This window comes from Streptomyces sp. NPDC000345 (genome assembly GCF_042898825.1).
GTDB lineage: Bacteria > Actinomycetota > Actinomycetes > Streptomycetales > Streptomycetaceae > Streptomyces.
Genome location: NZ_JBIAZE010000024.1, coordinates 1 through 26,204, shown reverse-complemented (window position 1 = coordinate 26,204; position 26,204 = coordinate 1). Strand labels below are relative to the sequence as shown.

Sequence of the window (26,204 nt, the reverse complement as noted above, 5' to 3'; positions counted from 1 at the left end):
TGTACGTCTCGACCGCAGAAGCGTTAGCCACCGAACACCGCCTTGAAGTCCTCCGGGTCATAGCCCGGCGCGGCGCAAAACTCCGCTCAACACGGGGCCGGTTGTAGTGGGCCTGCAGAGCATCAAAGAGTTCCTCGACCCGGGCGTTGAGGTAGCGGCCAGTGGTCGCCAAATCGCTGTGCCTCAAGATCACGCGCACCTGCGGCAAGGTGAGGGCCGGATCGTTCGCCATGCGGTTCGCGGCTGTGTGCCGGATGTCGTGGAGGGTCCAGTTGGTGCCCAGTCACTCGTCTGCGCGCTGGATCACCCGCCGCATCGCCCAACAGGACAGCGGCTTCTCCGGCCCCGACGTGTCCGGAAGACGGCTCGTGGGCAGGCGGACGGCCAGCCCTGTCCAGATTGGAGGCCAAAACCACGAGGGACTGCGGGCTGACCGGCACAGGCTCGCGTTCCTGGCTTCTTTCAGTCACCACGTAGATCAGCTGACGGGACCGGTCGATGTCGGCCGGAGTGACGCTCAGCTACTCACCAGCCCGGGCGCCGCGGGAGACGTAGAGGAGCACCGCAGCTCGGTCCCGGTCGTGGCTCGGTACTCGGGACCTGTTGACGAAGGCGTGACCGTCTGAGCACAGGGGCAGCGTCTGGATCCCGGTGAGCCAGGACGTGCCGCAGTGCGGACGCCTCGGGAACCGGGTTGACCACCGGGCCACGTCCGTGGTGCCCGTGGAAGGCGTAGAAGCTGCTGATCACCGTGAGGTTGTGGTTGATCGTCCTCGGTGTGAAGCCGACCCGGAGGTAGCTCGTGCCAGTCCGGCCGTTCATCGATCCCGGCGACGGGCGCCAGGGTTGAGCCGGCGCCGCTGCGGGTTCGCGGCGACACGGAGCCAGCCCACCAGGGCGCCGGTCTCTGCCTCTGTCGCCCTGTGCCAGGGAACCTCGTGCAACCAGAGCACACGGAACCAACGCAGCAGATCGAACAGCACCACGGTTCCGCAGCCCCGGGGCGGCGTTCAGCCTGGTGGTCGAGGTCCACGAGGCACACCGGCAGGCCCTGCAGGGCCAAGGCGGGCCGGGCTCAGCGCCCGGCCCGCTGGCGATGCTAGGAAATGCCCTCGCAGGTGGAGGGCCGGCCGACCTCGCACAGGAAGATTCGGACGTCGGCGACCTTGGTTTCGGACCCCGAAGCAGCGATCTTGTGGTACCTCCCGTCATTGATCCAGGCGCTGCCGTTCCACTTGCTGTACTTCCTGTAGAGGCTCACGGCGTAACCGTTGGTGGAGCACAGGTCCCTGAGGTCGAAATCCCAGTTGGTCCTGAAGGATTCCTTGCCGTTGTAGACGGTGCTGTCGTACCAGTGGTAGGTGCCGCTGGTAGAGCCGCAGCCGTCATCGAGAAGGGCGCTGTAAGTGCCGCCGCCGGGTTCCGCCTGGGCGGAGCCGGCAAGGGACAGGACGAGGCCGGCGCCGGCGGCAGCGACGGCGATCGTACGGGCAAGTCTGGATGCCACGACAAACTCCTTGTCGATCAAGGTACGGGAACGCGACGAGTATCTCGGCGCGGAACGGATTTCTGAGCAGCCCAATTCCTGATCAAGTTCCTGGGCTTTCCCCGCCACCAACGTCACACAGCCGCCTTGGAATAGCCTTCGACGTTTCTTGAATACCCAGCTCAAGGCGGACTTTTGGCCCAGGCCGCCGAAGAGGAAACGGCCCTGGATATGGAGGACCGTGAGCAACTCCGCGACACGAGCGCGCTCCTGCTGGGCGACATGCTGGTGATCGGCCGGCTGGTGTCGCTGAGGCGGGGGGTAGTTGGTGTGTGGGGTGGTGTGTGGGCGTTGTGTCAGAGGCGGTCGTCGGTGAGGAAATAGGGGCCGTTGCTGATCTGCCATCCTTCGCGTTCTGCGGCTTTGGCTACCTCGGTGATGGCTTGGGTCCGTGTTCTTCGGAGATGCCGGGGAGGATCTTGTCGTAGACGGCAGGGTCGTCGAGGAGGCGGACGAGGATGGGCCCGGAGCGGTGGGCGTACAGGCCGCAGAAGCTCGGGCAGAACTGCGAGCGATTGGGTTTCGCGGCGTGGGCGGTGACGCAGTACACGGCGTCGAACTGGCAGATGCTGTCCAGCAGCACGTCGTCTGTGCCGGGCTGCTCGGCGGTGCCGCAGGCGGAGTCGTCAGGGTGGTCCAGGCGCAGCGCGTCCAGGCGGTGTGTGACGGCGTTCCTCGCGGCTGCGGGGCGTTTGGCCGGGCTGGGGCGGGGCTGGTGGCGAAGTGCTGCCAGCCCTGCCAGGTGGTCACTGGCCTGGAGGGCCCCGTCGTGTCTGCCAGGTTGGTGGTGTGTGAGCGGTCGTGGCTGCTCGCTCCGGGGGCGCCTTGGGTGTTCACCACTTCAGCGCCTCTGCCTGTGCGTCGTAGAGCCCGAGCCCGGTGCAGGGGACGGCCGGCATGCCGGCGTCGCCTTCCTCGGCGTCCTGGTCGAGCGTTTGGGGCTCGTCGGGGTGTCGTCGAGATGGTCGAGGCGTCGGTGCCCGCCGCGGGAGCCGGCGTGGGCGTGGGCGGTTCCTGCTCTGTATGGCCGTGTTCCGAGCGCGGTGGCGGCAGAGGTGTTCTGGTAGGTGCGGTGCGGGTGATCAGACGGTGCTCAGCCTTGGTGGCATGACCGGTGCGGGCGCGGCGCATGAGCTGGTCGAGGGCGTCGGCGAGGTCGGCCTCGAGGCTGTCGGGGTCGGTGTGGCCGGTGATGGTGGTGCGGATGTGCTGCCAGGTCTGTTCGTTGAACGGCCGGTGCCGTGGGCGCGGTGGATCCATGGGATCTCGGCCAGTTGTCCGTCGGGCAGGCGCAGCCAGATCTGGCGGGCGTCGTGGGGGTTGGTGTGGACCTCCCACTTCCCGCCGCGCGTGGTGACGGGCGAGGGCTGTCCGCGGTACGGGCCCAGCAGCTTGCAGTCGTAGGTGCGGTGGTTCAGGCGGATGCCGCGTTCGGTGATGGCCTGCCAGCGCACCGGCAGCAGTTCGAGGTAGTCGTCCCTGGTCAGGGCGCACGGGTACGTAGCCGATGACCGAGATGAGGGCGGCCCACATCTGGTTAGGTGTCAGCGCTGCCCTGGGCAGGACGGGATGGCGCAGCCCTTCGTGGGGGCGGTGGTGGTAGTGGACGAGCCATTCGTCGAGCAGGTCCTGCAGTTGCGCGACGGTGAAGCACGCTTCGTGTTCGGCATCTTTGCCGCGGCGGGTGATGTCGGAGCCTGTGTAGCCGGGCAGGCGCTGGCAGAACAGCGCATTGATCGAGCCGAAGGTGCGCTCGACGATGCCTTTGGCGGTGGGGGAGTAGGGCGGGGCGGGCTGCACACTGATGCCGAGGCTCTCACAGGCGGCGGTGAACGTCCTGGACAGGAAGATTTTGCCCCGGTCGACGATGAGTGTCTCAGGATCACGACGGGGCGTGCGGCGGCTTGCTCGAGGCGTTCGTCCAGGGTCAGCAGCCGCTTGTGGGCGGGCAGTTGGGTGTGGGTGAAGCGCAGGGCGTCGGGCCAGGTGGGGCGGGCCGGGTGAGGCACGGCCATCTCGGCCAGGAGCAGGGCCGCGTCCACGGCCTGCGTGCCGCCCGGGCACAGCACAGCGGCCAGGATCGCGCGCGTCGCGACATCCACCGCGATGGTCATCTCGGGCCGGCCGAGGGTCCCGTCGTCGAACAGAGCGAGGGCGTCCAGGCGGGTGGTGTCGATCTGCACCTGCTCCCCGGGCCGCAGCGCAACGGTGGGGGTGTGGCCGCGTCCGTCCTCGGTGATGGGCGGGGTACGGGCGGGGTGTGCGGGATGGTCGGCGGGCCCGGCGAGCTGGCGGACGAGCCGGTAGAAGGTCGCCTGGGCCGGCATGGGCACGCTGGTGCCGTACCGGTCCTGAAGGACCTGCGCGACGCGTGGCATCAGCGCGCTGACGGTGCCCTTGGAGCGGCCCCGCTGCCGGCGCAGCACGTCTTTGACCGCGGCGACCACCTCGGTCGACGTCGCCTCCGGCCAGACGGTCACCCGCCGGGCATTCAAGCCCTACGGCGAGGTCCGCGGCGCCAAGCCCACAGCCTGGCCGAACAAGCGCGGAAGGATCGAGCGCGGCCGTTGACCCCGGGCCCGTCGAGGTGGGCGCGGGTGGCCGCGAGCCGGATGGCATCGGCGAGGAGTTCAGGGGTGGCCCATGCGGGTGGTGGGGTGTGGCTGCCTGCGGGGCCGTCGAGGCGGATCACGGCGTGGAAGTGGATCAGTCCACGCTGTTGGTACTCGGCGACCTTGGCGTACGAGACCCGGGCGACGCTGTGGAGCAGGCGCTGGGGGATGCCGGCTGCGGCGGCGACGGTGCGGCGCAGGTGGAGCATGAAGCGGGCCCACAGGCCCGGGGCATGGACGTTTCACAGCACGGCGCCGGTGTAGTCGTACCGCTCGGGGGCGAGCGGGGTGGCGAGACGCGGGTCGCCCTTGGCGTGGGTGCGCCCGCAGCCGCAGCGCGCGGACCCGCTGGTACGTCGGCCGTGGACCGGTCCATATGAGGGCGCGGTGAGGGTGGCGGAGACGCGGGGGTGAGTGGCGACCTGGTCGGTGTGAGTGGGCGGTGGGGGAGCAGCGGGTGGGCGTCAGCGGGATCGCGGTGTGGTGGCCTGGTAGCGGCCCTGGACAGGGCGTTGGTTGCTGTCGTGGGTGACCAAGCAGCTGTTGTGGGGCGGTTAGGGCGCGTATCGAGTCGTGATCAATGGGCGGTCCGGGTGAGGTCTTTGATCCAGATCATCGAGGCGCGCAGGTGGAGGCCGGCGAGGTAGCTGTCTGGGGTCTTGTCGTATCGGGTGGCGACGCCTCGCCAGGCCTTGAGCTTGTTGATCAGGCGCTCGACGGTGTTTCTCTCTTTGTAGAGGCCGGTGTCGTGGCTGACGGGCCGACCGCCCCCGGAGCCCTTCTTCCTCCGGTTGGCGGCCTGGTCCTTCTTCTCCGGAATGACTGCCTTGATGCCGCGTCTGCGCAGGTGGGCTCGGTTGCTGCGGGACGAGTAGGCCTTGTCCCCGGCGACCGCGTCCGGCCGGGTGCGGGCGCGGCCGACGGGGCCGCGGACCCGTATCTTCCCCAGCACGGGGATGAACTGCGGGCTCTCCGCAGCGGGCCCGCGGTCAACACGAACGCCAGCGGGCGGCATTTGCGGTCGGCGGCGAGGTGGACCTTGCTAGTCTGACCGCCCCTGGAGCGGCCGAGGAGAGCGCCCTTCAGCCGGAGTTTTCGCCGACGCCGGATGCGTCGGCTCTCCTCCCGCTCGGGCCCGGTCTCTGCGTCCTGCCCGTTCCGTTCTTCGAGGCTGCCCCTTTTGACCTGGCTTTCTCCGCCTCGGCGGCAGCCTTCTCCAGGTCGGTGAGGACGTCCTCGCCCAGGTGCTCCCGGCAGCGTCGTGGTGAGCGCGCGCGGTGGTGGAGTCGACGCTGACCAGGGACAGGTCTACCTCACCCCGCTTCGCGGCTTCCGTGATCAGGCCCTCCAGCAGGGCCTCGAAGACGCCGGCGTCACGCCACTGCCGCAAGCGGTTGTGGACGGTTGACCAGGCGCCGAACTCCTGCGGCATCTCCCGCCACTGTCCGCCGGTCCTGAACCGCCAGATCACACCCGCGAACTGCTGCCGCAGCCGCTCGAGATACGGGCCGTACTCGCCGATTGGCAGGTACGGCCCGATGAAATCCCACTCCTCGTCAGTCAGTTGCATTCGCGTCACGCAAGAAGATCTACCAATCCAGGTGCTGCCGAGAGGGCGAATTTCAGCTTGAACGATCCTCAGTGGGGCAGTTGCGACGGTGGCGGGTGCGCAAGGCCAGATAGGCGGTCAGGCTGGCCAGGGTCACGCACAGGGGTGAGTACAGGGCCAGGTCCCAGTGCCGGAATGCGTGCGGGACGTTGCCCAGGGCGAGGCCGGAGGCCGCGAGGCCGCCGAGACCGCGTACGGCCAGCACGCCGCTCACCGTCCACAGGCCGATACGGACCAGCCGTGAGGCGCCGATCGGGCTTGCCGGCCGGGTTGCGGTGATGACCAGCCAGGCGGCCGTGCAGAGCAACGCCGCAACCGCGAAGGTAGCCGGTTTCGAGGGCAGTTGGGACTCCTCGACGCCGACCACGACGGTGGCGAACTCGGCCCGCGAGGCCAGCGGCCACGGGGTGAACACCCACACGCCATGGAGAAGCCCCGCAGCCAGTAGACCGCTCGCCGACAACACCCCCGCCACCCGGGCCCCCGCGGAGGCGCCCTCGGTACCGCCCCCGCCCTCAGCAGTCCTGCCCGCGGGTGCGCCGAGCAGCCAGTTCGTGGCGTTCATCCCCGTCCTCCCCTTCCCTGCGCCCTGTCGCGGGCACACGTGAGGTGCCTCATCCGTACAGTGCTGTATGGATGTTCCGTACAGTACTGTACGGAACGTGGCGAGGAGCAAAGTCAGCAAAGACGAGTGGACGATGGCCGCGCTCCGCGCGCTGGCCCGGGGCGGGGTATCCGCGGTGGCGGTGGACCAGCTCGCCCGGGAACTGGGCGTCACCCGCGGCAGCTTCTACTGGCACTTTGAGAATCGCGACGCCCTGCTCGTCGCCGCTCTGGAGACCTGGGAGGCACGCGCCACCACCGACGTCATCGCCGCACTAGGCAAGCTAACGGACGCCCGGGTCCGCGCGAGAGCACTGTTCGACGAGGCGCTCGGCAGCGAGGAGATCGGCGGGCTGGAACCCGCCCTGGTCGCCCAGACAATGCACCCCGCCGTCGCCGAGGTCGTCGCCCGGGTCAATCGGACCCGGATCGCCTACCTCACCGACATCTTCACCGACGTCGGCTTCGGGACAGACGATGCCCGGAATCGGGCCCTGTCCGCATACGCCGCCTATCTGGGCTGGCTGGAGCTGCGCCGGATCGCCTTCGACAGCGCCCCCGAGACGCGGCTCACCGACCCGCGCTCCGCCGCAGCGCTCGAGCACCTCATTGCCATGATCCTCACCCCTGCGGGGTCATAGGCACTCGCGAGGTGGTGCGGGCCGCCCAGGTGCTGTGGTCAGGGCAGATCGGACCCACCGGGGAGGCTGTAGATGCCGGCCGACCAGGGCGGGGGAGTCCTGCATCGTCGTCCTCGACGAAAGGGAACTCCTCGGGCGGTTCACGGACGTGTCCAGGCCCAGCCGCGAGAGCGAATCCATAGATTGATCACGACTCGATACGCGCCCTAGGGGCCCAGCGGGGTCCGCCACGAGTGCCGCGCGCCGCCCCTCCCGGCCGGTCGACAGGCCGACGGGGCGGGCCGGGGCGGGTGGTCAGGGGTTGTGGGACATGGTCATCGGGAGGGCCATGAGCTGCACGGCGGCGTTGCCCGGGTCGCCGACGGGTGCGAAGTCGACCGGCTGTTGCAGCTGGTAGACGGCGCCCTGCGGGGGGAACACGGTGAGGCCGTCGTTCAGGGTGGTCATCGTCTTGGTGTTGGACAGCACCGTCGGCTCACCGGTGCCGGGGTACTTCTCGATGGTGAGGGTGAAGTCGTGGAACAGGGTGCTCCTGAACGTCGGCGGCAGGTTCTTGACGACTTCCAGCAGGCTGAGGGGCGTGGTGTCGATGTCGGCTTGCGCGAGCGTGACCCTGCCGAGGGTCGGATGGTCGGCGCTGTACTCCTCGCCGATGATCCTCATCTTCACTCCGCCGAGACCGCCGTTGAGGTTCGCCTCGATGCGCACCTTGATGCCGCCCTTGAAGTCGAGCTCGACCATACCGATCGCGTCGATCTTCAACGGCACGTTCACGGCGTAGCCGGAGCAGGGGATCTCCAGCCCGACCGGGGGTAGCAGGCCGCCAATACTCACCATCGGGACACCTCCAGAGCAGGGGGCCGCGCCGGGCGACGCGGACATGCCGTGCGAATGACGGCTTTCCGCACGCTACCGATCACCACAGGGCCGGGCCTGCTCACGCACCGGGAGACCACGAAAGGATGAATCCGGTGCGACGGCCCAGGCCCAAGCCGTCGGAAGCCCGATCCTGCGCGACGCTGACCGCCCGTGCGAAGAGGGCCAGAGTTCGACGCCCGAGGCCGGCAGGGCACGTGAGGGAATCCTTGCGACGCATGCACTCTTGGGCGCCTGGCCGGTTACTTCAGAAGGGGAGGGCGGCCTGGAGCGTGGCATACATCGGCATGAGGTCGTCCAGGCCGACGAGGTGCAGGAGCCGTTGCACGGGTGCGGGAACGTTGGCCAGGCGGAGCCAGCCGTCGCTGTCCTGCGCGGCACGGTGGGCGTAGACGAGGAAGGAGATGCCGCTGCAGTCCATGAACGTGACGTGCTCGAAGTCGATGACCGTGCGGGGTGCGCATTTCTCGCCTGCGCCGCTGTCGAACGCCCAGCCCACGAAGGGCACGCTGCTGCGGTCGATCTCCCCGCTCAGTGTCAGGACGTGCACGCCGGCAGGGGTGGTGTGCTGGGAGACGGCCAGGGGGGATACGTCCATGGGACCACCTCGTTCTTCCTCCGGAGATCCATGCAACGGAGTCGGTGTCCTCCCCCACGCAAGCGCATGAGCGGTTGCAGAGTCAACAAAAGCCGGGTTCGTATACCGCACCACTTCATGGGACGGCGCGCGCTGGTGGCGGGGGCAATCTGCACCTCCAACCACCGGACCCCAGCCACACCACACCCGCACCTCACACCGGCCGGCTGCACTCGATCGAGCACGCGTCCCATCACGAGGCGCGGTCGATGACGCCGGGGCGGGCCTTGCCGGGGGCGCGGTCGACGGCTGCTTCGGCCACAGGCGGGTTACACGTTCGCGGGCGCGGGGCGGTGTGGCATGAGGGGGCGTGTACGGATACGGCACCGGCCCCTTCCCTGGAGGAAGGGGCCGGTGGCTTTGGCAGCGGGGACAGGATTTGAACCTGCGACCTCTGGGTTATGAGCCCGTCGGGCGAATGTCGGTGTCAAGCCCGCTGAGGACTTCTCGCCAACGGTCGAGGCGTGAGTCGACCAGAACGACCTCTTCATCGTCCCGAGGGGTGGCGTGACAGAACAGCACCTTTCCCAGGCCGTGTACTGGCAGAGAGCGCCGCCGCGTCATCGGCCTGCGCTTCCACGGTGTCCGGGGTCTGGCCACTGGAGCTTGCGACGCCTGTGTTGTCGAACAGAATGACCGGACGGTTCGCGGCCAGTCCGTCCGTCACCGCAGGATCCCAGTGATCCATGCCGCCACGGAAATGCTGCAGGAACACCAGCGGTGTGCCGGTCTCGGCGCGGAAGCGCCGGCAGGCGTACCGAATTCCGTTCGCCGTGACGAACCGCGTCGGAGCCGTCACATGGGAGAGAGGCGGTGTGTGAGTCGGTCGGGTCGTCGTCTTCGGCTCCTACTTCATCACCCGCACGGGAGAACCCGCCTGGAACGCGGCGACGTCCTCGACGGAGTCCTGATAGAAGGTCTCGTACAAGTCGCGGTTCACGTATCCGACGTGCCCCGTGAGCAGCGTGTTCAGCAGCGCCCGCAACGGGTGGTCCGCGGGTAGCGGCTCGGTGTCGTACACGTCGAGGGCGGCTGCTCGGATCGCGCCTCACGCAGGACGTCGATCAGGGCGACCTCGTCGACGACCGGTCCGCGTGAGGTGTTCACCAGGACGGCCGAGGGCTTCATCGACCGGAGTTCCGCCGCGCCGACCAGCCCGCGTGTTCGCTTGCTGAGCGGTACGTGGATCGAGAGCACATCGCTTTCGGTGAAGAGTCGCTCCTTCGTCACCGCCCGCACGCCGTGCTCGGCGGCGGTTTCGGGGGTCAGGTTCCGACTCCATGCGATGGTGTCCATTCCGAAGGCCTGTCCGATCCGTGCCACTCCGGAGCCGACGCGACCGAGGCCCAGAATGCCGAGAGTCCTGCCGTGCAGCCCCTCGCCGACCGATACCTACCAGCCGCCGGCGCGCATCGACTCCGCCTCGACGACCAGGTTTCTCGTGGCACCGAGGATCAGCGCCCAGGTGTGCTCGATGGTGGCGTGGGACTCATAGCGGGTCCCGCACACCGTGATGCCGGAGTCCGACCTGGCTCTTGGCGGCCTGGAAGCACTCCTCGATACTCCAGCGGATACCGGCGACACGGATTAGCTGGGACAGGGGCACTTCGGTGGGGGACCAGCACAGGTAGAAGGCGAGTTCGCCGGTGGAGCGGTTGCGTCGGACGAGCAGGTGCCGGTTGCTGCCGGTGTCGGTATGGATCCACGCCCAGTCGTAGTAGCGCGGACCTTTCGCGCCGTTCCCGGCGCTGTGCTGCTGCCAGGCCGTGGCGGGCAGGCGGCCGGCGATGGTGTCCGCGCGTACGAGGGTGCGGCCGTGGTTGATTCTCACCCGAGTCGAGCAGGCAACGGCCAGAACGTAGCCGATGCCGCGTGCCTCAAGGGCACCGCGCAGGTGGGGATCTTGCCCGTAGGCTTCGTCGCCGGTCACCCAGGGGACAGTGATCCCGGCATCCATCGCGGCCTCGATCATCTCCTGGGCCAGACGGGGCTTGGTGGCGAAGTGCACGGTGTCGGGTATCCCGGCCGTGTCACGGCGTTCGGGATCATTGGACCAGGAGTGATCCGGGAGGTAGAGCCGTCGGTCGATCAGGGCCCGTCCCCGGCTGGTGGCCAGGGCGAGGAATACGCCGATCTGCGAGTTCTCGATGCGCCCAGCGGTGCCGGTGTACTGCCTTTGCACGCCAGCCGAAGACCCGCCCTTCTTCAGGAAGCCGGTCTCGTCGACGACGAGGACGCCGTCATCTGTGCCGAGGTGTTCGGCGGTGTAGGCGCGTACGTCGTCGCGGACCGCCTCGGTGTCCCAGCGGGCGTTGCGCAGCAGGCGCTGCATCGGCCCGGGCCGCGGCCCGGGGCTCAACTCGTCCGAACCTGCCCGCGATCCGGGCCATGACCTGGTCGAACATCGCCTGCCAGCGGGCAGGGTCTACGCTATGGCCTGCGGCCACCACACGATCTTCAGGAGTCCACACAACCCCCGATGATCACGCGATGGCCGTCCCTTTTGCCGGCTGGGCCTCAGCGTGGTTGCGAAGTCGAGTTCGCGTGTCAGACGGTGAAGCCGCCATCGACATGGATCGAGGCTCCGGTGATGTACGAGCCGTCCGCACTTGCCAGGTGCGCGACGGTGGCCGCGATCTCGGCCGCTTCCGCATAGCGGCCCACAGCCGTGAAGCCAGCGATCACCTCGGCGTTCGGCCCGTCAGCGGGGTTGGTATCGGTGTCGGTGGGGCCGGGATGCACCAGATTGACGGTGACACCACGCGGACCGAGTTCTCGGGCCAGGCCCTTCGTCATCCCGACCAGAGCCGTCTTGCTCATCGAGTACAGCGCCAGTCCGGGGAAGACCGCCCGCTCGGCGACATTGCTGCCGATGCTGATGATGCGGCCGCCCTGGCCCATGTGACGCACTGCCGCCTGGGACGCCGCGAACGGCGCTCGGACGTTCACCGCCAGGGTGCGATCGATCTCTGGCGCCCCCAGCTCTTCGAGTGGGCCAACGAGGAAGATGCCAGCGTTATTGACCAGGATGTCGAGTCTGCCGAACATCGCGGCGGTCTCGTCCACCGCGGCGGTGAGCGCCTCAGGGATGGCGCTGTCGGCCTGGATGGCCAATGCCCGGCACCCTGCGGCCTTGATCTGCTCCACCACCTGGGTGGCGCGTTCCGCGCTGTTCTCATAGGTCAGGACGACATCGGCGCCTTCTTCGGCCAGCCGTAACGCCACCGCGGCACCGATGCCTCGGCTTCCGCCCGTGACCAACGCTACGTTTCCTTCAAGTCGTTTCATGACGTTGAGCATTGCTGGCAGCTGCGCCGGAAGCTGGCGGGAATCCGACCTGGCGTTCGGCCTCCAGGAAGGCAACACCGTCCTGATCACGAAACCACACTGGTGTACTAGCGCAACGAACAGGGCTCCGCTCGCGACCAGGGGCGCGGCCTCGCGGATGACGGGGAGCACCTTTGTCGCGTAGTCGAAATGGCCGGCGAAGAATCCGTGTACCGTCGCGCGCTTGCCGATCAGGGTCAGTGCGTCGACGGACATCGGCTGCCCGGTCGCCGAGGCGTAGCTGACGAGCGCACCGCCCTCGGACAGCAGGTCGAGCAGGCGGGCGGGAGCGTCGCCGCCCACCGAGTCGACGGCGAGCCCGACCCGGGCATCGCCGATCGCCTTGCGAACCTCTTCGACCGCCGTCGCGCCGTCGAGGCGGACGATGTCCGCGCCGGCCGCGGTCAGTTCGGCGAACACGGACTCGTCCCGGACGAAGTTGATCGTCCGGAATCCGCGGGCCTTCGCCAGGGCGATCAGGGAACGTCCGACGCCGGAGTTCGCGGCGTTCTGCACGATCCAGTCCCCGGGCCTCAGGTCGGCGTACTCGCTCAGGATCAGACCGGCCGTGGGCGGATTGCTGCCCAGCATCGAGAACTGCTCGACGCTGCCTTCCGGCAGCCGGAACAGCCCGTCGGCGGGCAGCAGCCGCTCGCGCCAGGCACCGGCGAACAGCGGCAGAACCACCAGGTCGCCCGCCGCGAGCGTGTCGACGCCGGGGCCGTCCTCGACAACCCGGCCGACACCCTCGTTGCCGAGGACCAGCGGGAGCGGTGGCCGCCCGAGCTCGCCACTGACGACCTTGAGGTCGTGCAGGTTCAGCGGTGAGAACTCGACCGCGACCATACCTCGCCGGCGCCGGGAGCGTTCGGCTCCTGGAGATCGACGACGCGTACGACGTCCTCCGACTTTCCGAACTGGGTGATCTGGATGGCACGCATAGCTACTCCCCGTGAGAGGCGGCGAGCTCTTCGCCACAGTCAAACTGCACATTTTGCCTATGTCCGCCGCGGCATGTCCGTCGTCGGACGAGAGGGGGAATGTCAGTGCCGCACGTACGGTGCGTCCGCCCTGGGGATCAGCTCCAGCGCCTACCGGGCCGTCTGCCGGAGCGTCGCGGCGTCGACACCCGCCTTGGCCATGCAGTCGATGCCCCTGACCACGCTCAGCAGCAGATATCCCAGGGCCGTGGCGTCGACGTGCTCGGCCACTTCTCCCGCGTCCTGGGCGTCGCGTATCGCGGACGCGAGGGCGCCGGCGAGATCCTCGAACGCGCGACGGGCCGTGCCCGCCACCATGTCGTCCTCTCCGGCGCGGTCCGCGGTGACCTTGCTGAGGAAGCATCCCCGGCGGGGCGGAACTGGGCGAACTGGATCAGGGTGGGCGGACGGCCCTTCGCGGCCACGAACTGGTGGTGGGCGCGGGCGACGTCTTCCAGGGCGGTGCGCCAGCGCTGCTGCAGGTAGGTGTCGAGGTACTGCTCGGCCCAGGCACGGCGATGGCGGGTGACGATGTCTCGGACCCGCTCGAAGCCTTCGCGGCGGCTGCCGCTGCTGTGGCTCATGGTCAGGGTGAAGGAGTGGCCGGCGATGTCGTACTCGGCAGCCCGCTGGTACAGCTCCGCCTTGCTCAGCTGCCGCAGCTCACTCTTGGCGGTGCTGCGCTGGGTGCGGGATGCAGCCGACGCGCGGGCCGTCTTCGGCCGCGCCTTCCCGGCAGGCTTCCGTGCCGCTCTGCGGGCCGGGGACGGCTTCTGCGGCTGCGGCTGACTCTCTGTGTTACGTCGCCACGGGTCTGGTCGATGCTGCCCTGCAGAACCGTCATCAAGTCGATGACGTCGGTGGCCGCCGACGCCGCCTCGGCCGGCGACCGCCGCCTCGACAACGGCCGCGCTGGGACCCGCGGGCGTCCGCGCCAAGCGGCGGCATGGCGCTCCGTGACGGAGCCCGCGCTCCGCCCTCAGGGGATTTGCATGTCGACCGTGCGGGGCCCTGGCGCGGTGTACGAGGCCCGGCGACGGCGGCGGGCGCTCCGCAGGCGTGCGTGGGACGATTGCGGAAGACCGGAAGGGGCACCTCCTGGAGGCCTCGTTGCACGTTGTGATCGTCGGCGATCGTTTCATTCCTGCCGAGTTCTACGTCGACGCCCTGGCGGAGGCCTGCGGCCCGGGCTTCGGACCGGTGCGCGGCGTGGAGTGGCCCGGAACCAAGGCGGAACAGCACGCGGCGCAGCAGACCATGGAGTGGCACGGTCCGGAGGCTCAGCCGGTGCCCGATGAGATCTTGCAGGCCGTGGGAGAGGCCGAGGTGTTGGCTCTGCACTTCGCACCGGTGTCCCGTGCGGTGCTCCGGGCCGCCCCGGCGCTGAGGGCTGTCTGCGTGGCACGTAGGGGGCTGGAAAACGTCGATGTCGCTGCCGCGACCGCCCTTGGAGTAGGGGTCGTGCCGGTGTTCGGCCGCAACGCCACGGCCGTGGCCGAGCTCGCGGTCGGTCTGATGCTGACGGAAGCCCGGGACATTGCCCGGGTGGATGCCTCGGTGAAGGCCGGTGGCTGGCGCGAGACCCTCAGTCGTCCTGGCCGCGAGCTCGGTGACAGCACGGTCGGGATGGTCGGCTTCGGCCATGTGGGGCGCGCGTTCGCCAGGGTGCTGCGCGGCTTCGGCGCACGGCTGATCGCCTACGATCCGTACGTGTCCGACGCCGTGATGGCCGAGTACTCCGTCGCACGGGCCGACGGGCTGGACACGGTGTTCCGGGAGTCCGACTTCGTCCAGGTCTTCGCACGGTTGACGGGTGAGACCGAGCGCTTCATCCGCTCGCACCACTTCGCATTGATGAATCCGACCGCCTACTTCGTGAACACCGCGCGCAGCCGCCTGGTCGACACCGCCGCTCTCTACGACGTCCTGGCGGCCCATCGCATCGCCGGGGCCGCGCTCGACGTCCACGACCAGGAACCCCTCCCCGCGGACAGTCCCTGGCGCCGACTGGACAATGTCACGATCACCACGCACTTTGCCGGTGACACGACGACCACGAGCATGCGTTCGGCACGGCTGGTCGCCGAGGCCATAGCGGAATTGTCCGCCACGGGGCGGTGTGTCTGCGCCGTGAATGCCCGTGAGCTGGGCTGGGTGTGAGCGGTGGCCGGCGATCTGGTGCTCGGCATCGATGCCGGGCATACCGTGACCAAGGCCGTGCTCTTCGACTCCGCCGGCCGACAGGTGGCGCAGGGCGCCGGCACGGTCCCGCTCGACACCCTGCGTCCCCACTGGGTCGAGCGGGACATGGACGACGTGTGGCGAACCACCCACCGGGCCATCAGAACCTCCCTCGCCGCAGCGGGCGTGGACGGGCGGGCCGTCGCCGCCGTGGGGCTGGCCGGACACGGCGACGGCCTGTACGCAGTTGACGAGTACGGCAGGCCGGTGCGGGCCGCGATCGTCGCCATGGACACGCGTGCCGAGCCTGTACTGGCCGAGTGGCGTGACACTCCGGTCTGGGACCGTGCCCTCATCCTGTCCGGCACGGTCCCCTTCGCGGGCTCTCCGGCCGCTCTGCTGGCGTGGCTCGAACGTCACGAGCCGGCTGTGCTGGAGCGGGCCCGCTGGTTGCTTTCGTGCAAGGACTGGTTGCGCTGGCATCTGACGGGCGTGGTGGCCACCGATCCGACGGACGCCAGCGCCTCGTTCACCGACATGCGCCGGGACGGCTACTCGCAGGAGCTGCTCGACTTGTTCGGCCTGGGACGGCTCGTCGACAAGCTGCCGCCCGTGCGGGCCTGCGACGCGGTGTGCGGAACGGTGACCCGGGAGGCCGCGGCCCTCACAGGGCTCGGCGTCGGCACACCCGTCATCACCGGCGCTCATGATGTCGATGCGGCGGCGCTGGGCATCGGTGCCACGGAGGTGGGTGAACTGTGCCTGATCGCAGGGACGTTCAGCATCAACCAGGTGGTCTGGGATCGCCCGGTCACCGACCTCCGGTGGCAGTGCCGCAGATTTCTCCGCCCCGGGCATTGGATGATCATGTCCACCTCGCCCGCCTCGGTGGCGAACCTCGGCTGGTTCCTGCCGGTCATCGGTGCACCAGCCGGACACCGTGAGGACATCTACGGAGCCATCGGCCAGGAGGTGGACGAACATCTGCAGGGCCCTTCCGAGGTGCTGTTCCATCCCTTCGTCTACGGTTCCCCCCACCCAGGTCCGGCCTCGGGTACCTTCCTCGGCCTGCGCGGGTGGCACGGCCGTGGGCACCTGCTGCGGGCGGTGCTGGAAGGTGTCGTCCTCAACCACCGGTGGCACGTCGACGTCCTCGGCTCCCATCTGCCCATCACCGGGCCGGCCAGACTGACCGGTGGTGCCGCGCGCAGCGTCGTCTGGAGCCAGATGTTCGCCGACGCGCTGCGGCGACCGGTCCTGGTGACGGACGTCGAGGAGAGCGCCGCCCGGGGAGCCGCTCTGCTCGCCGCAGGCGCCGTCGGACTGATCGGCGGCGGGCCGGACCCGGTTACCGACCCTCCGGTCATCAGGCGCCACGAACCGGCCCCGGACCGGGTCGCGGTACTGGAGGAGGCTTACCAGATCTACCGGGAAGCCCAGGAAGCCCTCTGGCCCGTCTGGGGCCGCCTCGGCTCGGCGAGTACGTCGGAGTGACCAGACCGATCCCTGGTTATCGCATTTTCTGTGATTTTGTCTGAGTTTCTATTGCAAATGAGTTAAGTCGGGCGTAGACAGGCAGGAAGGACAAATCCCCGACCCGGCTCTCTGGGCCGGCCCCCGCCATCCGACGGAACACCGACTCCCGATGTCAGCCCGAAAGCAACGGCCATGCCTTCCGAGACCGCCCCGCCGATTGATCACGGCGCCCCGCTCGCGACTTCGTGGAGCGGCATCCCTTCCTCTGGCCCCCGCTCCTCGCCCCCGCACCACCCGGCCAAGGCTCGTTTCACGCTTCCGGCGCACAAGGCACTCGTCGGCTGCCTGCGACGTGCCGCCGGAACCGTGCTCAAGCGCTGGCAACTGTCCGACGAGGAACAGGACTCGGCTCTTCTGATCGTGGGGGAACTGGCTGCGAACGCGGCCGTCCACGGGCGCAGCGAGATGTCGCTCCATCTGGTGCTCGCCCGAGGCACTCTCGGCATCATCGTGGGTGATCACGGTGACCCCGCTCCGTCGCGCCGGCGCGACGCAGACGAGGATCCGGACGAACACGGCCGCGGTCTCGACATAGTCCACACCCTGGCGGCCCGGGTCGACCTGCACCACGACGACCGCGGGACGTGGATTCTGGCCTGCCTCGCCGTTCCGGCCCTCCGTCCGGGGGCGGACTGAGACCGGCGATGCCCGATGAACGGAAGGCAGGCAGAGCCCGAAGCGCTGATCGGCGCGCTACGGCTGCCGCGAAGGGGTGGGCATGCCGTCGCGAAGGAACGGCGGCTGGGCGCCCGCCCGCGTGCAGGTGTCAGCCGCGACCCCGACGGCGTGAGCGAGCAGCCCGGTGAGTTCCTCCGCGCCCAGTGTGGCGACGCCTTCCCTGCTGAGACGCCCGGTCCGGTGCAGATGGGCGAGCGCGCCCGCAGTGAATGCGTCCCCTGCCCCGACCGTGTCGACGACCTTCACCGCCGGTGCGGGCATGTGGGTGCGAGCAATGCGCCCCACCGCGCAGGCTCCTCGGGAACCCAGTGTGACGAGGACGAGCGACACCCCGGCAGCCAGCCAGCGCTCTGCCACCAGTTCGTACGGCTCACCGGGGCAGAGCCAGGCCAGATCCTCCTCACTCGCCTTCACGACGTCGGCGAGCGCCACCCACTCGGTGAAGCGCCGGAGACAGTGGGCGCGGTCGGTCACCAGTCCCGGTCGCACGTTCGGATCGAGGGACACCACCCTGTGCCGCGCCTCCCGGCGCAGCAGTCCGTCGAGCGTCGAGGCGAGGGGCTCCAGGACCAGTCCCAGCGAGCCGAGGTGCAGCGCCGCCCCCCGGGGCAGGCGGCCGGCATCCGGCAGGGTGGCGAGATGCTCGGGCCGCAGACCGCGGTCCGCCGCACCGTTCGCATGGAAGGAGTAGGCGGCCGAACCGTCATCGCTGAGCCGGACGGCGGCAAGGGCGGTCGGGTCGGAGGTCGGCACCACATAAGTGAGCTGCGTGCCGGATTCCTCGAGGTGTGCGCGCAGCAGGTCGCCGAACGGGTCGTCGGAGATGCGCGCCAGAAGGCCGGCCGGCACGCCGAGGCGTCCGAGGCCCGCCGCGACATTGAGGCAGGAGCCCCCGGGCCGCGGCTGGTAGGCGATGTCGCCGGTGACTGTCCGGACGGGCGTGAGATCCACCAGGGCATCTCCCGCCACGACGACCGCGGGGGCTGCTGGGGGATTCGGGCTGGCTCTCATGCGGGATTCCTCGGGGCTGGGGGCAGGGCGGGGGAGTGGAAGGCGGGTCCGGAGCTTCGGCGAGTGTGCCGCCGACGGCTGCGTCGGCGACCGTCGGACGCGAGGCGCCGGAGCCTCACGCTTGCGAGACGAGCAGACGATAGATCTCATAAGTTCTTCTCGCAAGATGTGTTAACAATGCCGCGCTTTAGTGCTATTAATTGCGGCATCGATGCCCCGCCCACACCCAGGGAGGCATCCGTCTTCCTCAGCCGAGCCTCGGTCGACGTCTCGGAGAGAGCCCCGGCTGAGCCGTTGAACCAACGAGCCGTGCCGCCACGAGTGCCTCACAGGCCGTTTTCCCCGACCCACCCGCACGAGAGGTCCCCGTCATGCGTCCGACAAGCGTCACCCGATCGACGAGATATGCCCTGATGGCCTGCGCCGCCACCACCGCCCTGCTCGCCACTGCCTGCTCCGGAGCCGGAGCCGGAGGCTCCTCGTCGGACGGCGACAGCATCAACGTCCTGATGGTCGGCAATCCGCAGATGGAGGACATCGCCAAGCTCACCAAGGACACCTTCACGAAGGACACCGGCATCAAGGTGAACTTCACGGTCCTTCCCGAGAACGAGCTGCGCGACAAGGTCACGCAGGACGTCGCCACCAAGGCCGGGCAGTACGACGTCGCCACCATCGGCGCCTACGAGGTACCCATCTGGCACAAGAACGGCTGGCTGCACGAACTCGGCTCCTACGCCGACAAGGACAAGGGCTTCGACACGGGCGACCTGCTCAAGCCGATGGTCCAGTCGCTGTCCGGCTCGGACGGCAAGCTCTACGCCCTGCCGTTCTACGGCGAGTCGTCCTTCCTCATGTACCGCAAGGACGTGTTCGCCGAGAAGGGCCTGAAGATGCCGGAGCATCCGACCTGGCAGCAGGTGGCCGACCTGGCGGCGAAGGTCGACGGTGCACAGCCGGGGATGAGGGGCATCTGCCTGCGCGGCCTGGCGGGCTGGGGGGAACTCGGGGCGCCGTTGACCAGCATGGTCAACACCTTCGGCGGTACGTGGTTCACCAAGGACTGGAAGGCGCAGGTCAACAGCGGCGGCTTCAAGGATGCCACCAAGTTCTACGTCGATCTGGTCCGCGAGCACGGTGAGGCAGGCGCCGCACAGGCCGGATTCACCGAGTGCCTGAACGCGATGAGCCAGGGCAAGGTCGCCATGTGGTACGACGCCACCAGCGCGGCCGGCTCTCTGGAGGACCCGAGCACCAGCAAGGCCGCCGGCAAGATCGGTTACGTCTACGCTCCCGTGGAGAAGACCAAGAGCAGCGGCTGGCTGTGGGCTTGGGCGTGGGCGATGCCGAAGACCACCAAGAATGCCGACGCCGCCTCGAAGTTCATGCTCTGGGCCTCCAGCAAGGAGTACGAGAAGCTGGTCGGAGAGAAGCTCGGCTGGTCGCGGGTGCCCGCGGGCAAGCGGGCCAGCACCTACCAGGTCCCTGAGTACCAGAAGGCTTCCGCCTCGTTCGGTGACATCACCCTGAAGTCCATCCAGCAGGCCGACCCCGCGAACCCCGGCGTCCAGCCGCGGCCCACGGTGGGCATCCAGTTCGTCGCCATCCCCGAGTTCCAGGACCTCGGGACCAAGACGACGCAGGAGATCTCCGCCGCCATCGCCGGCAAGACCAGTGTGGACACAGCACTCGACGACGGCCAGAAGCAGGCCGAGGACGTCGCCAAGAACTACAACTGAGTCACTTGCTCCGGCCGGTCCCGAGCCGGCCGGAGCCGCCCTCCCAGTCCCCACCGCTCCGCCGCGGAAGAAAGTCATTCCATGATCACGCTAGACCGGCCCCCCACGAAGCGCCTGCGGCCACCCGTCCGACCGCTCAAGCCCCAGGGTGAACGCGCGTGGCGGCGTCGCCTTCCGCTGCTGCCCGCACTGATCTTCACCATCGCCGTCACGCAGCTGCCCTTCGTGGCCACGCTCGTCATCTCCACGTTCCAGTGGAACATCCTGCGGCCGGACGACCGCCACTTCACCGGTCTGTCCAACTACGCCTTCGTCTTCACCGACGAACGGTTGCGCAACGCAGTCCTGAACACCGTCGTCCTCACCGCGTCCGTCGTCGTCCTCAGCGTGGTACTGGGCCTGGGCCTGGCCCTGCTGCTCGACCGCCACTTCTTCGGCCGCGGCCTCGCCCGCACCCTTCTCATCGCGCCGTTCCTGGTCATGCCCGTCGCTGCCGCCCTGGTGTGGAAGCACGCCATCTACAACCCCGACTACGGGCTCCTCAACGGCACACTGAACGCCGTCTACCGGCTGTTCGGGGCGGCGAACGGCCCCACCGTGGACTGGGTTTCGTCCTTCCCCATGCCGTCGCTGGTGGTCGCGCTCGTGTGGCAGTGGACGCCGTTCATGATGCTCATCCTGCTGGCCGGCCTGCAGGCGCAGCCCGGAGACGTGCTGGAGGCCGCCGAGGTCGACGGGGCCTCGGCGCTGCAGACCTTCCGCCTCATCACGCTGCCGCACCTGCGCCAGTACATCGAGCTGGGCGTCGTCCTCGGCAGCATCTTCGTGGTGCAGACCTTCGACGCCGTCTACACCATCACCCAGGGCGGCCCCGGCTCCCAGACCACGAATCTGCCCTATGAGATCTACCTGACCATGTTCCGCAAGTTCGAGTACGGCCAAGCCGCAGCCGCGGGTGTCGTCGTGGTGATCGGCTCGATCGTCATCGCGACGTTCGCCCTGCGCGTGGTCGCCTCCCTGTTCCGTGAAGAGGTGTCCCGATGACCGGCACGATCGCGGCCGCCCGCACCCCGTCCAGTCCCGTCATGCGCCGCCTCCGTCGTCGGCGTCACAACGACCCCGGGCAGTCGCCGCGGCTGTCACCCCTGTGGACCTTCGTCGCGTGGCTGGCCACCCTGGCCTTCTTCGCGCCGGTGGCCTGGATGGTTCTCACGTCCTTTCATCAGGAGTCCGACGCGGCGACCAACCCCCCCAGCCCCCTCGCGCCGCTGACGCTGGACCAGTACAGGCTGCTGCTGGGCCGTGACATCACCCCGTTCCTGCTCAACTCGGCCATGGCCGCCGTCTTCTCCACCCTGCTGGTCCTCGCCCTGGCACTCCCCGCGGCGTACGCGCTGTCCATCAAGCCGGTCAAGAAGTGGACCGACGTGATGTTCTTCTTCCTGTCCACGAAGTTCCTGCCGCTCATCGCGGCACTTCTGCCGATCTACATGATCGTCAAAGACATCGGCATGCTGGACAACATCTGGACCCTCGTCGTCCTCTACACCGCCATGAACCTGCCGATCGCGGTCTGGATGATGCGGTCGTTCCTCGCCGAAGTACCCAGGGAGATCCTGGAGGCGGCAGAGGTCGACGGCGCGGGACTGCCCACGGTACTGCTGCGGATCGTTGCCCCCGTCGCCATGCCGGGGATCGCCGCCACCTCGCTGATCTGCTTCATCTTCAGCTGGAACGAGTTCATGTTCGCCGTGAACCTCACCGCCACCCAGGCGTCCACCGCGCCGGTCTTCCTGGTGGGGTTCATCACCAACGAAGGCCTGTTCCTGGCCAGGCTGTGCGCGGCGGCCACCCTGGTCTCCCTGCCTGTCCTGATCGCCGGTTTCGCCGCCCAGGACAAGCTGGTGCGCGGGCTGTCCCTGGGAGCCGTCAAGTGAGGCCCGCCGCGCGTGAGGCCCTGCGGCCCCCCGGGGTGATCACTGATGCCGCGGACAGCGTCTTGGGAGCGGTCGTCCGCCGCCACACCGTCCGTCCACCCTCGGCGGCACCGCACACCTGTGCCCGCCCCACAGCGAGCACCGTCGGCAAGCGCCACACCCCGTCCGGCCTCCTCACCCCGTGAACGCCCGAACCGAACGGAACCCCGTCACCATGACCCAGCTGATCCGCCGCGTACTGGTCCGCTCCCTCGACGAGATCGTCGTCGAGAAGGCGCCCGCCCCCGTCCCCGGGAACGACGAACTCCTGGTACGCACCTCGCTCGTCGGCGTGTGCGGATCCGACACCCATGCCGCCGCCGGACACCATCCGTTCATCGACCTTCCCTACCACCCCGGCCACGAGGCCGTGGGCGTCGTGGTGGCCACCGGCCCAGAGGCCGAGGACTTCGCCCCCGGCGACCGGGTGATCGTCGAACCCAACCTGTACTGCGGCCAGTGCGCCCAGTGCCGGTCCGGCCGCTACAACATCTGCCAGAAACTGAAGGTCTTCGGCTGCCAGACACCAGGCGCCCTCGCCGACCTGTTCACCATCCCGGCCGACCGCGTCCACCGCGTCCCCGATGGCATGCCCGACCTCCGGGCCGTCCTCGTCGAGCCCCTGGCCACCCCCGTGCACGCCGTGGCCAAGGCCGGCGACCTCACAGGCCGTACGGTGGCCGTCCTCGGCGCCGGCCCCATCGGACTGTTCACGCTCATGGCCGCCCGCCACGCCGGTGCCGACCGGATCGTCGTGACGGACCTGCAGCAGGGCAAACGGGGCAGAGCACTGCGCCTCGGCGCCGACGCGGCCCTGCCCGCCGACGCGCCCGCCCTGGTCTCCATGGCCCATGCCGCACTGGGCGGCCCTGCCGATGTCGTCTTCGACTGCGTCGCCCGGGAACAGTCCATAACCCAGGCCACCGACCTGGTCGCCAAGGGCGGTCACGTCCTGGTCGTGGGCGTGGGGGCCGCTGGTACCACGCCGGTCCGCCTCGACCTGGTCCAGGACCGGGAGATCCGCATCGAAGGCACCCTCATGTACACCACCGAGGACTATCGCGTCGCCCTTTCCCTCATCTCCTCGGACTCCTTCGACACCGCCGAGATCGTCACCGCCACCTATCCCCTGGAGGAAGCGGCTGCGGCCTTCCGCGCCTCCCTCGATCCGGAACACGTCAAGGTTCTGGTGACCATGGATGGTCCCTAGTGCTTCGGCACAAGCACACTCGGTCGGCGCCCGTGCCGCACCGCTCCCGCGGGGAGCACCGCACGGGGCCGAGGCACGGGCTCGGCTGGCCCCGCCCCATGTGCGAAACTGCGAGACTGGCGTCACCGACCGCCTCCACGTCGACAACGCCGCAATCGCAGCCGTGCGTGAGGGCGGCTTCCGTTCCCCGCCGCCGCACCAGCACAACCGAAGGGAAGGAGGGGCACTGTGGCCGCCCGCACGCGATCGTCCCATGCCGTCGTCGAGGAGCGGCGCAAGGCCGTCCTGCGTTACGTCGCCGAACACGGCGAGACCCGCATCGACGACCTCGCCGAGCAGTTCGGCGTGAGCCTGATGACGATGCACCGGGACCTGGACGACCTCGCCGGGCGTCACCTGCTGCGTAAGGAGCGCGGACGGGCCCTCGCTTTCCCCGCCCTCACCATGGAGATGGCCACCCGCTTCCGGGAGGGCAGCGCCCGCACGGCCAAGAACGCCCTGTGCGCTGCCGTCGCCGACCGGATCAAGCCGGGCACCACGGTCCTCATGGACGACTCGACCACCCTGTTCCCGCTGGTCCCCCTACTGGTCCGGCTGGACCAGCTGCATGTCGTCACCAACTCGATCGGCCTGGCACAGCGCCTCGGCTCCGAGTCCAGGGCGAACATCACGCTCCTGGGTGGCCGCTACCGTGGCGACTTCAACTCCTGCACCGGCCCCGCGGTGACCCGCGCGCTGTCCCGGATTCGCGCCGACATCGCCCTGATGTCCGCCACCGCGATCCTGGAGGGCCGGCTCTTCCACCCCATGAACGACTACGTCGAGGTCAAACTGGCCATGCTCGCCTCCGCCCAGCACGCCCTGCTTCTGGCAGACCACTCGAAATTCGGCAAGACCGCCACGTACGCCTACGGCACCGTGACCGACTACCAGGCGGTCATCACCGACACCCACACTCCCGAGGCCGAGCTCGCCGCCATCCGCGACCTGGGAGTGCCCGTGGAGACGGTCGCCCCCGAAGAACAGCCCCCCTCGTGATGATGCAGACACTGTTCGAAACACCAAGTGCCTACCGCCCCAGCGACGCCGAAATGGCCGCGCCAGTACCTGACGTGCAGGCCGTGCTGTTCGACTTCAGCAACACGCTCTTCCAGATGATCCCTCTGGAGACATGGCTGCGCCGAGTGGGACACGCGTCCGGCCGTCTTGCTCTGCTCGACGAACCCGGGGCCGAGGCCGAGATCTCCCGTCAACTGCGCACCGCCTTCCGACTGCCTTCGGTCGTCGCACTGCAGCAGGGCCGCGATCTGTCGCCCGAGCGGCACCGGCAGGCCATGCACGGGTGGTGGCGACATGTGGACTTCCTGCGCGACGCCGAGGAGATGGCCTACCGGGAACTCACCGCCCCCGACGCGTGGATCCCCTACCCCGACGCCGAACCCACTCTGCGTACGCTCCGCTCCCGCGGCCTGCGCATCGCGATCGTCAGCGACTTCGCCTGGGATCTGCGCGCCCACCTCGCCCGCCACCGGATGGACGGCCTGATCGACGGCTGCGTCATCTCCTACGAGCACGGTCGCGAGAAACCCGATCCGCACCTGTTCCTCCAGGCGTGTGCAGACCTCGGCACCGACCCCCGGGCCACGCTCATGGTGGGCGACAATCCGGTCCGTGACGGCGGTGCGACCGCCTGTGGCCTGCGGACGTACATCCTGCCGGCCGAGAACCGCACCGGCGAACGCGGCCTCACCGACATCCTTCGGCTGGTGCCGAACGGCAGCCGAACCGAGTCTTCGCTCTAATGAACGACTGGGCTCCGCACTGCCTGCCGGGGCGCCCCCGCGGACGACCCGAACGGGTCGTCGCCGACAAGGGTCATTCAGCCCGCTCCTTCCGTGTCCACCTGCGCAGACGCGGAATCAAGGAGACCATCCCCGAGTACGTCGACCAGCTCGCGGGCCGGGCGCGGCGCTGCGAGCGTCGGTGGCCGGGCCGTCTACCGGCGCCGCAACGTCGTCGAACGCTCCTTCCACCGCCTCAGGCAGAGGCGGCGCATCGCCACCCGCTACGACAAGGACCTAACGCTCGGAGGGGGGGCTTGTTGGTGTATCGCGGGCTTGCTGGGCTGGTGGGTTGTGGGTTCGTTGAGGGTGTCCGGGTGCGCGGTTCCAGCGGGTAGTTCGGGGGGTGAGCTGGGGTTGTGTCGTGTGCGCTGAGTGGGACCGGGCTTGTTGTGGGTTTCGCCAGTGTGTAAAGGCTCGGTTGGTGTTTGTGCTGGTCAGCGCTGTTTTGTCTGTTCGGTGGGTGGGGGTTAGCGGTTGCGGGTGGGGCGGTTGTGTTGTTCGGTGAGGTGGTCGAGTTGTACCGAGTCGAGGGCGGTTTTTGTGATGCGTTCGGTGCCGTCGGTGATGGCGTTGATGGCTGCTTGGCGGATGAGGCGGGTGAGGGATCCGATGCGGCCGGCGGTGCGCTGGTGGAGGTAGGGGGCGTGGCGGGGGAGGGTGCCGGGTTTGTGGTGGGTGAGGTCGAGGGCGTTGTCGATGTCGGTGAGGATGTCACGGAAGGGTTCGCGGGTGCCGTGGCGGGCGGGGAGGGGGCCGCAGGTGATGAGGGTGGCGCGGCCGGCGAGCTGGGCGCCGCGGGTGCCGCTGAACAGGGGTGTGTCGGTGACGTTGATGCCGGCGTAGACGAACGTCGCGGGGAGGCGTCGGTGAGGTCTTTGATCAGGTCGGCGGTTTGGGCGCCGGTGGTGGTGCGGGGGTTGAGGCGGTGGATCTCGTCGATGAGGACGAGTTGGACGCCGGCAGCGGTGTAGGTGTGGCAGACGGCGTCGGTGATCTGGGTCTGGGTCATGCGGGTGGTGACGGGGATGCCGAGGTAGCGGGCGAATTCGGTGATGAGGGTTTTCGCGGTGGCGCCGGGCGGGACGAGGACGTACGCCACGGGTGCCGTGGAGTGGGCTGATCCGGGCGGTGCGGGGTTTTTGCGCGTGTGGGCGAGGTGGCAGGCGCGGCCGACGTTCAGCAGGGCGGTGGTTTTCCC

At 68.8% G+C, this 26,204-nt stretch carries 25 protein-coding genes and 6 pseudogenes; 12 read left to right on the top strand and 19 right to left on the bottom strand.

The window, feature by feature from the left end:
* Window positions 1–1,099 precede the first annotated feature (1,099 nt).
* The 8 genes and pseudogenes from ACFY30_RS37275 to ACFY30_RS37240 form a co-directional block, all read right to left on the bottom strand.
* A complete protein-coding gene (locus ACFY30_RS37275; RefSeq protein WP_390849579.1) occupies window positions 1,100–1,507 on the bottom strand; it encodes a hypothetical protein in 408 nt (135 codons plus the stop codon).
* A 406-nt stretch (window positions 1,508–1,913) separates the two neighbouring features.
* The gene (locus tag ACFY30_RS37270) at window positions 1,914–2,129 is read right to left on the bottom strand and encodes a hypothetical protein (protein ID WP_390849578.1); all 216 of its coding nucleotides are present in this window, start codon (window positions 2,127–2,129) and stop codon (window positions 1,914–1,916) included.
* A gap of 499 nt (window positions 2,130–2,628) precedes the next feature.
* Entirely contained in the window at window positions 2,629–3,000 is a 372-nt protein-coding gene (locus ACFY30_RS37265) for a Mu transposase C-terminal domain-containing protein (RefSeq protein ID WP_390849577.1), read from the bottom strand.
* A 90-nt stretch (window positions 3,001–3,090) separates the two neighbouring features.
* Window positions 3,091–4,026, bottom strand: a complete 936-nt coding sequence (locus ACFY30_RS37260; protein ID WP_390849576.1) for a hypothetical protein — start codon at window positions 4,024–4,026, stop codon at window positions 3,091–3,093.
* 68 nt (window positions 4,027–4,094) lie between these two features.
* A pseudogene (locus tag ACFY30_RS37255) lies at window positions 4,095–4,586 on the bottom strand (replication initiator); the annotation flags it as partial.
* 149 nt (window positions 4,587–4,735) lie between these two features.
* The gene (locus ACFY30_RS37250; RefSeq protein WP_390849575.1) at window positions 4,736–5,173 is read right to left on the bottom strand and encodes a transposase; all 438 of its coding nucleotides are present in this window, start codon (window positions 5,171–5,173) and stop codon (window positions 4,736–4,738) included.
* Window positions 5,174–5,200: 27 nt separating this feature from the next.
* Window positions 5,201–5,728: a transposase gene (locus ACFY30_RS37245; protein ID WP_390849574.1), complete on the bottom strand. Its 528-nt coding sequence runs from the start codon at window positions 5,726–5,728 to the stop codon at window positions 5,201–5,203.
* A gap of 52 nt (window positions 5,729–5,780) precedes the next feature.
* Window positions 5,781–6,332: a DUF3995 domain-containing protein gene (locus ACFY30_RS37240; protein WP_390849573.1), complete on the bottom strand. Its 552-nt coding sequence runs from the start codon at window positions 6,330–6,332 to the stop codon at window positions 5,781–5,783.
* Window positions 6,333–6,429: 97 nt separating this feature from the next.
* Here ACFY30_RS37240 and ACFY30_RS37235 point away from each other — a divergent pair, with 97 nt between their 5' ends.
* The gene (locus tag ACFY30_RS37235; RefSeq protein ID WP_390849572.1) at window positions 6,430–7,011 is read left to right on the top strand and encodes a TetR/AcrR family transcriptional regulator; all 582 of its coding nucleotides are present in this window, start codon (window positions 6,430–6,432) and stop codon (window positions 7,009–7,011) included.
* Between the two features lie 294 nt (window positions 7,012–7,305).
* Here the strand turns inward: ACFY30_RS37235 and ACFY30_RS37230 are convergent, their stop codons facing one another.
* The 9 genes and pseudogenes from ACFY30_RS37230 to ACFY30_RS37190 form a co-directional block, all read right to left on the bottom strand.
* Entirely contained in the window at window positions 7,306–7,848 is a 543-nt protein-coding gene (locus ACFY30_RS37230) for a hypothetical protein (RefSeq protein ID WP_390849571.1), read from the bottom strand.
* A gap of 286 nt (window positions 7,849–8,134) precedes the next feature.
* On the bottom strand, window positions 8,135–8,485 hold the full coding sequence (locus ACFY30_RS37225; RefSeq protein ID WP_390849570.1) for an STAS domain-containing protein: 351 nt from the start codon (window positions 8,483–8,485) through the stop codon (window positions 8,135–8,137).
* Window positions 8,486–8,938: 453 nt separating this feature from the next.
* Window positions 8,939–9,073, bottom strand: a pseudogene (locus tag ACFY30_RS37220) (metallophosphoesterase); the annotation flags it as partial.
* Window positions 9,012–9,323, bottom strand: coding sequence for an alpha/beta fold hydrolase (locus ACFY30_RS37215; protein ID WP_390849655.1), 312 nt, complete (start codon window positions 9,321–9,323; stop codon window positions 9,012–9,014). The pseudogene ACFY30_RS37220 and the gene ACFY30_RS37215, both read right to left, overlap by 62 nt.
* Window positions 9,324–9,527: 204 nt before the next feature.
* Window positions 9,528–9,847: pseudogene (locus ACFY30_RS37210) on the bottom strand (NAD(P)-dependent oxidoreductase); the annotation flags it as partial.
* Between the two features lie 166 nt (window positions 9,848–10,013).
* Window positions 10,014–10,883, bottom strand: a complete 870-nt coding sequence (locus ACFY30_RS37205) for an IS701 family transposase (protein ID WP_390849569.1) — start codon at window positions 10,881–10,883, stop codon at window positions 10,014–10,016.
* 188 nt (window positions 10,884–11,071) lie between these two features.
* The gene (locus tag ACFY30_RS37200) at window positions 11,072–11,812 is read right to left on the bottom strand and encodes an SDR family NAD(P)-dependent oxidoreductase (protein WP_390849648.1); all 741 of its coding nucleotides are present in this window, start codon (window positions 11,810–11,812) and stop codon (window positions 11,072–11,074) included.
* Window positions 11,813–12,034: 222 nt separating this feature from the next.
* Window positions 12,035–12,697, bottom strand: a pseudogene (locus tag ACFY30_RS37195) (alcohol dehydrogenase catalytic domain-containing protein); the annotation flags it as partial.
* Window positions 12,698–12,942: 245 nt separating this feature from the next.
* Window positions 12,943–13,149, bottom strand: a complete 207-nt coding sequence (locus ACFY30_RS37190) for a TetR family transcriptional regulator C-terminal domain-containing protein (RefSeq protein ID WP_390849568.1) — start codon at window positions 13,147–13,149, stop codon at window positions 12,943–12,945.
* Between the two features lie 213 nt (window positions 13,150–13,362).
* Between ACFY30_RS37190 and ACFY30_RS37185 the strand changes: the two genes are divergently transcribed.
* From ACFY30_RS37185 to ACFY30_RS37170, 4 genes are all read left to right on the top strand, one after another.
* The gene (locus ACFY30_RS37185) at window positions 13,363–13,620 is read left to right on the top strand and encodes a hypothetical protein (RefSeq protein ID WP_390849567.1); all 258 of its coding nucleotides are present in this window, start codon (window positions 13,363–13,365) and stop codon (window positions 13,618–13,620) included.
* A 330-nt stretch (window positions 13,621–13,950) separates the two neighbouring features.
* Window positions 13,951–14,991: a 2-hydroxyacid dehydrogenase gene (locus ACFY30_RS37180; protein ID WP_390849647.1), complete on the top strand. Its 1,041-nt coding sequence runs from the start codon at window positions 13,951–13,953 to the stop codon at window positions 14,989–14,991.
* A gap of 3 nt (window positions 14,992–14,994) precedes the next feature.
* Window positions 14,995–16,506, top strand: coding sequence for an FGGY-family carbohydrate kinase (locus ACFY30_RS37175; RefSeq protein WP_390849566.1), 1,512 nt, complete (start codon window positions 14,995–14,997; stop codon window positions 16,504–16,506).
* A 174-nt stretch (window positions 16,507–16,680) separates the two neighbouring features.
* Window positions 16,681–17,184, top strand: coding sequence for an ATP-binding protein (locus ACFY30_RS37170; RefSeq protein WP_390661678.1), 504 nt, complete (start codon window positions 16,681–16,683; stop codon window positions 17,182–17,184).
* Window positions 17,185–17,241: 57 nt separating this feature from the next.
* On the opposite strand, the gene ACFY30_RS37165 is transcribed toward ACFY30_RS37170, so the two are convergent.
* Window positions 17,242–18,237, bottom strand: a complete 996-nt coding sequence (locus tag ACFY30_RS37165) for a carbohydrate kinase (protein ID WP_390849565.1) — start codon at window positions 18,235–18,237, stop codon at window positions 17,242–17,244.
* Window positions 18,238–18,608: 371 nt separating this feature from the next.
* Here ACFY30_RS37165 and ACFY30_RS37160 point away from each other — a divergent pair, with 371 nt between their 5' ends.
* From ACFY30_RS37160 to ACFY30_RS37130, 7 genes and pseudogenes are all read left to right on the top strand, one after another.
* Complete coding sequence (locus ACFY30_RS37160; RefSeq protein WP_390849564.1) at window positions 18,609–19,976, top strand: ABC transporter substrate-binding protein; 1,368 nt, start codon at window positions 18,609–18,611, stop codon at window positions 19,974–19,976.
* Between the two features lie 81 nt (window positions 19,977–20,057).
* On the top strand, window positions 20,058–21,020 hold the full coding sequence (locus tag ACFY30_RS37155; RefSeq protein WP_390824352.1) for a carbohydrate ABC transporter permease: 963 nt from the start codon (window positions 20,058–20,060) through the stop codon (window positions 21,018–21,020).
* Window positions 21,017–21,913 (top strand): carbohydrate ABC transporter permease, encoded by an 897-nt coding sequence (locus ACFY30_RS37150; protein ID WP_390661682.1) that lies wholly within the window; start codon window positions 21,017–21,019, stop codon window positions 21,911–21,913. Before ACFY30_RS37155 ends, ACFY30_RS37150 begins: the two co-directional genes overlap by 4 nt.
* Before the next feature lie 214 nt (window positions 21,914–22,127).
* Complete coding sequence (locus ACFY30_RS37145; protein ID WP_390849563.1) at window positions 22,128–23,162, top strand: zinc-binding dehydrogenase; 1,035 nt, start codon at window positions 22,128–22,130, stop codon at window positions 23,160–23,162.
* Window positions 23,163–23,390: 228 nt separating this feature from the next.
* A complete protein-coding gene (locus ACFY30_RS37140) occupies window positions 23,391–24,200 on the top strand; it encodes a DeoR/GlpR family DNA-binding transcription regulator (RefSeq protein WP_390849562.1) in 810 nt (269 codons plus the stop codon).
* A 53-nt stretch (window positions 24,201–24,253) separates the two neighbouring features.
* The gene (locus tag ACFY30_RS37135) at window positions 24,254–24,964 is read left to right on the top strand and encodes an HAD family hydrolase (protein ID WP_390661685.1); all 711 of its coding nucleotides are present in this window, start codon (window positions 24,254–24,256) and stop codon (window positions 24,962–24,964) included.
* 20 nt (window positions 24,965–24,984) lie between these two features.
* Window positions 24,985–25,237, top strand: a pseudogene (locus ACFY30_RS37130) (transposase); the annotation flags it as partial.
* Between the two features lie 236 nt (window positions 25,238–25,473).
* On the opposite strand, the pseudogene ACFY30_RS37125 reads toward ACFY30_RS37130, so the two are convergent.
* Window positions 25,474–26,204: pseudogene (locus tag ACFY30_RS37125) on the bottom strand (TniB family NTP-binding protein); the annotation flags it as partial.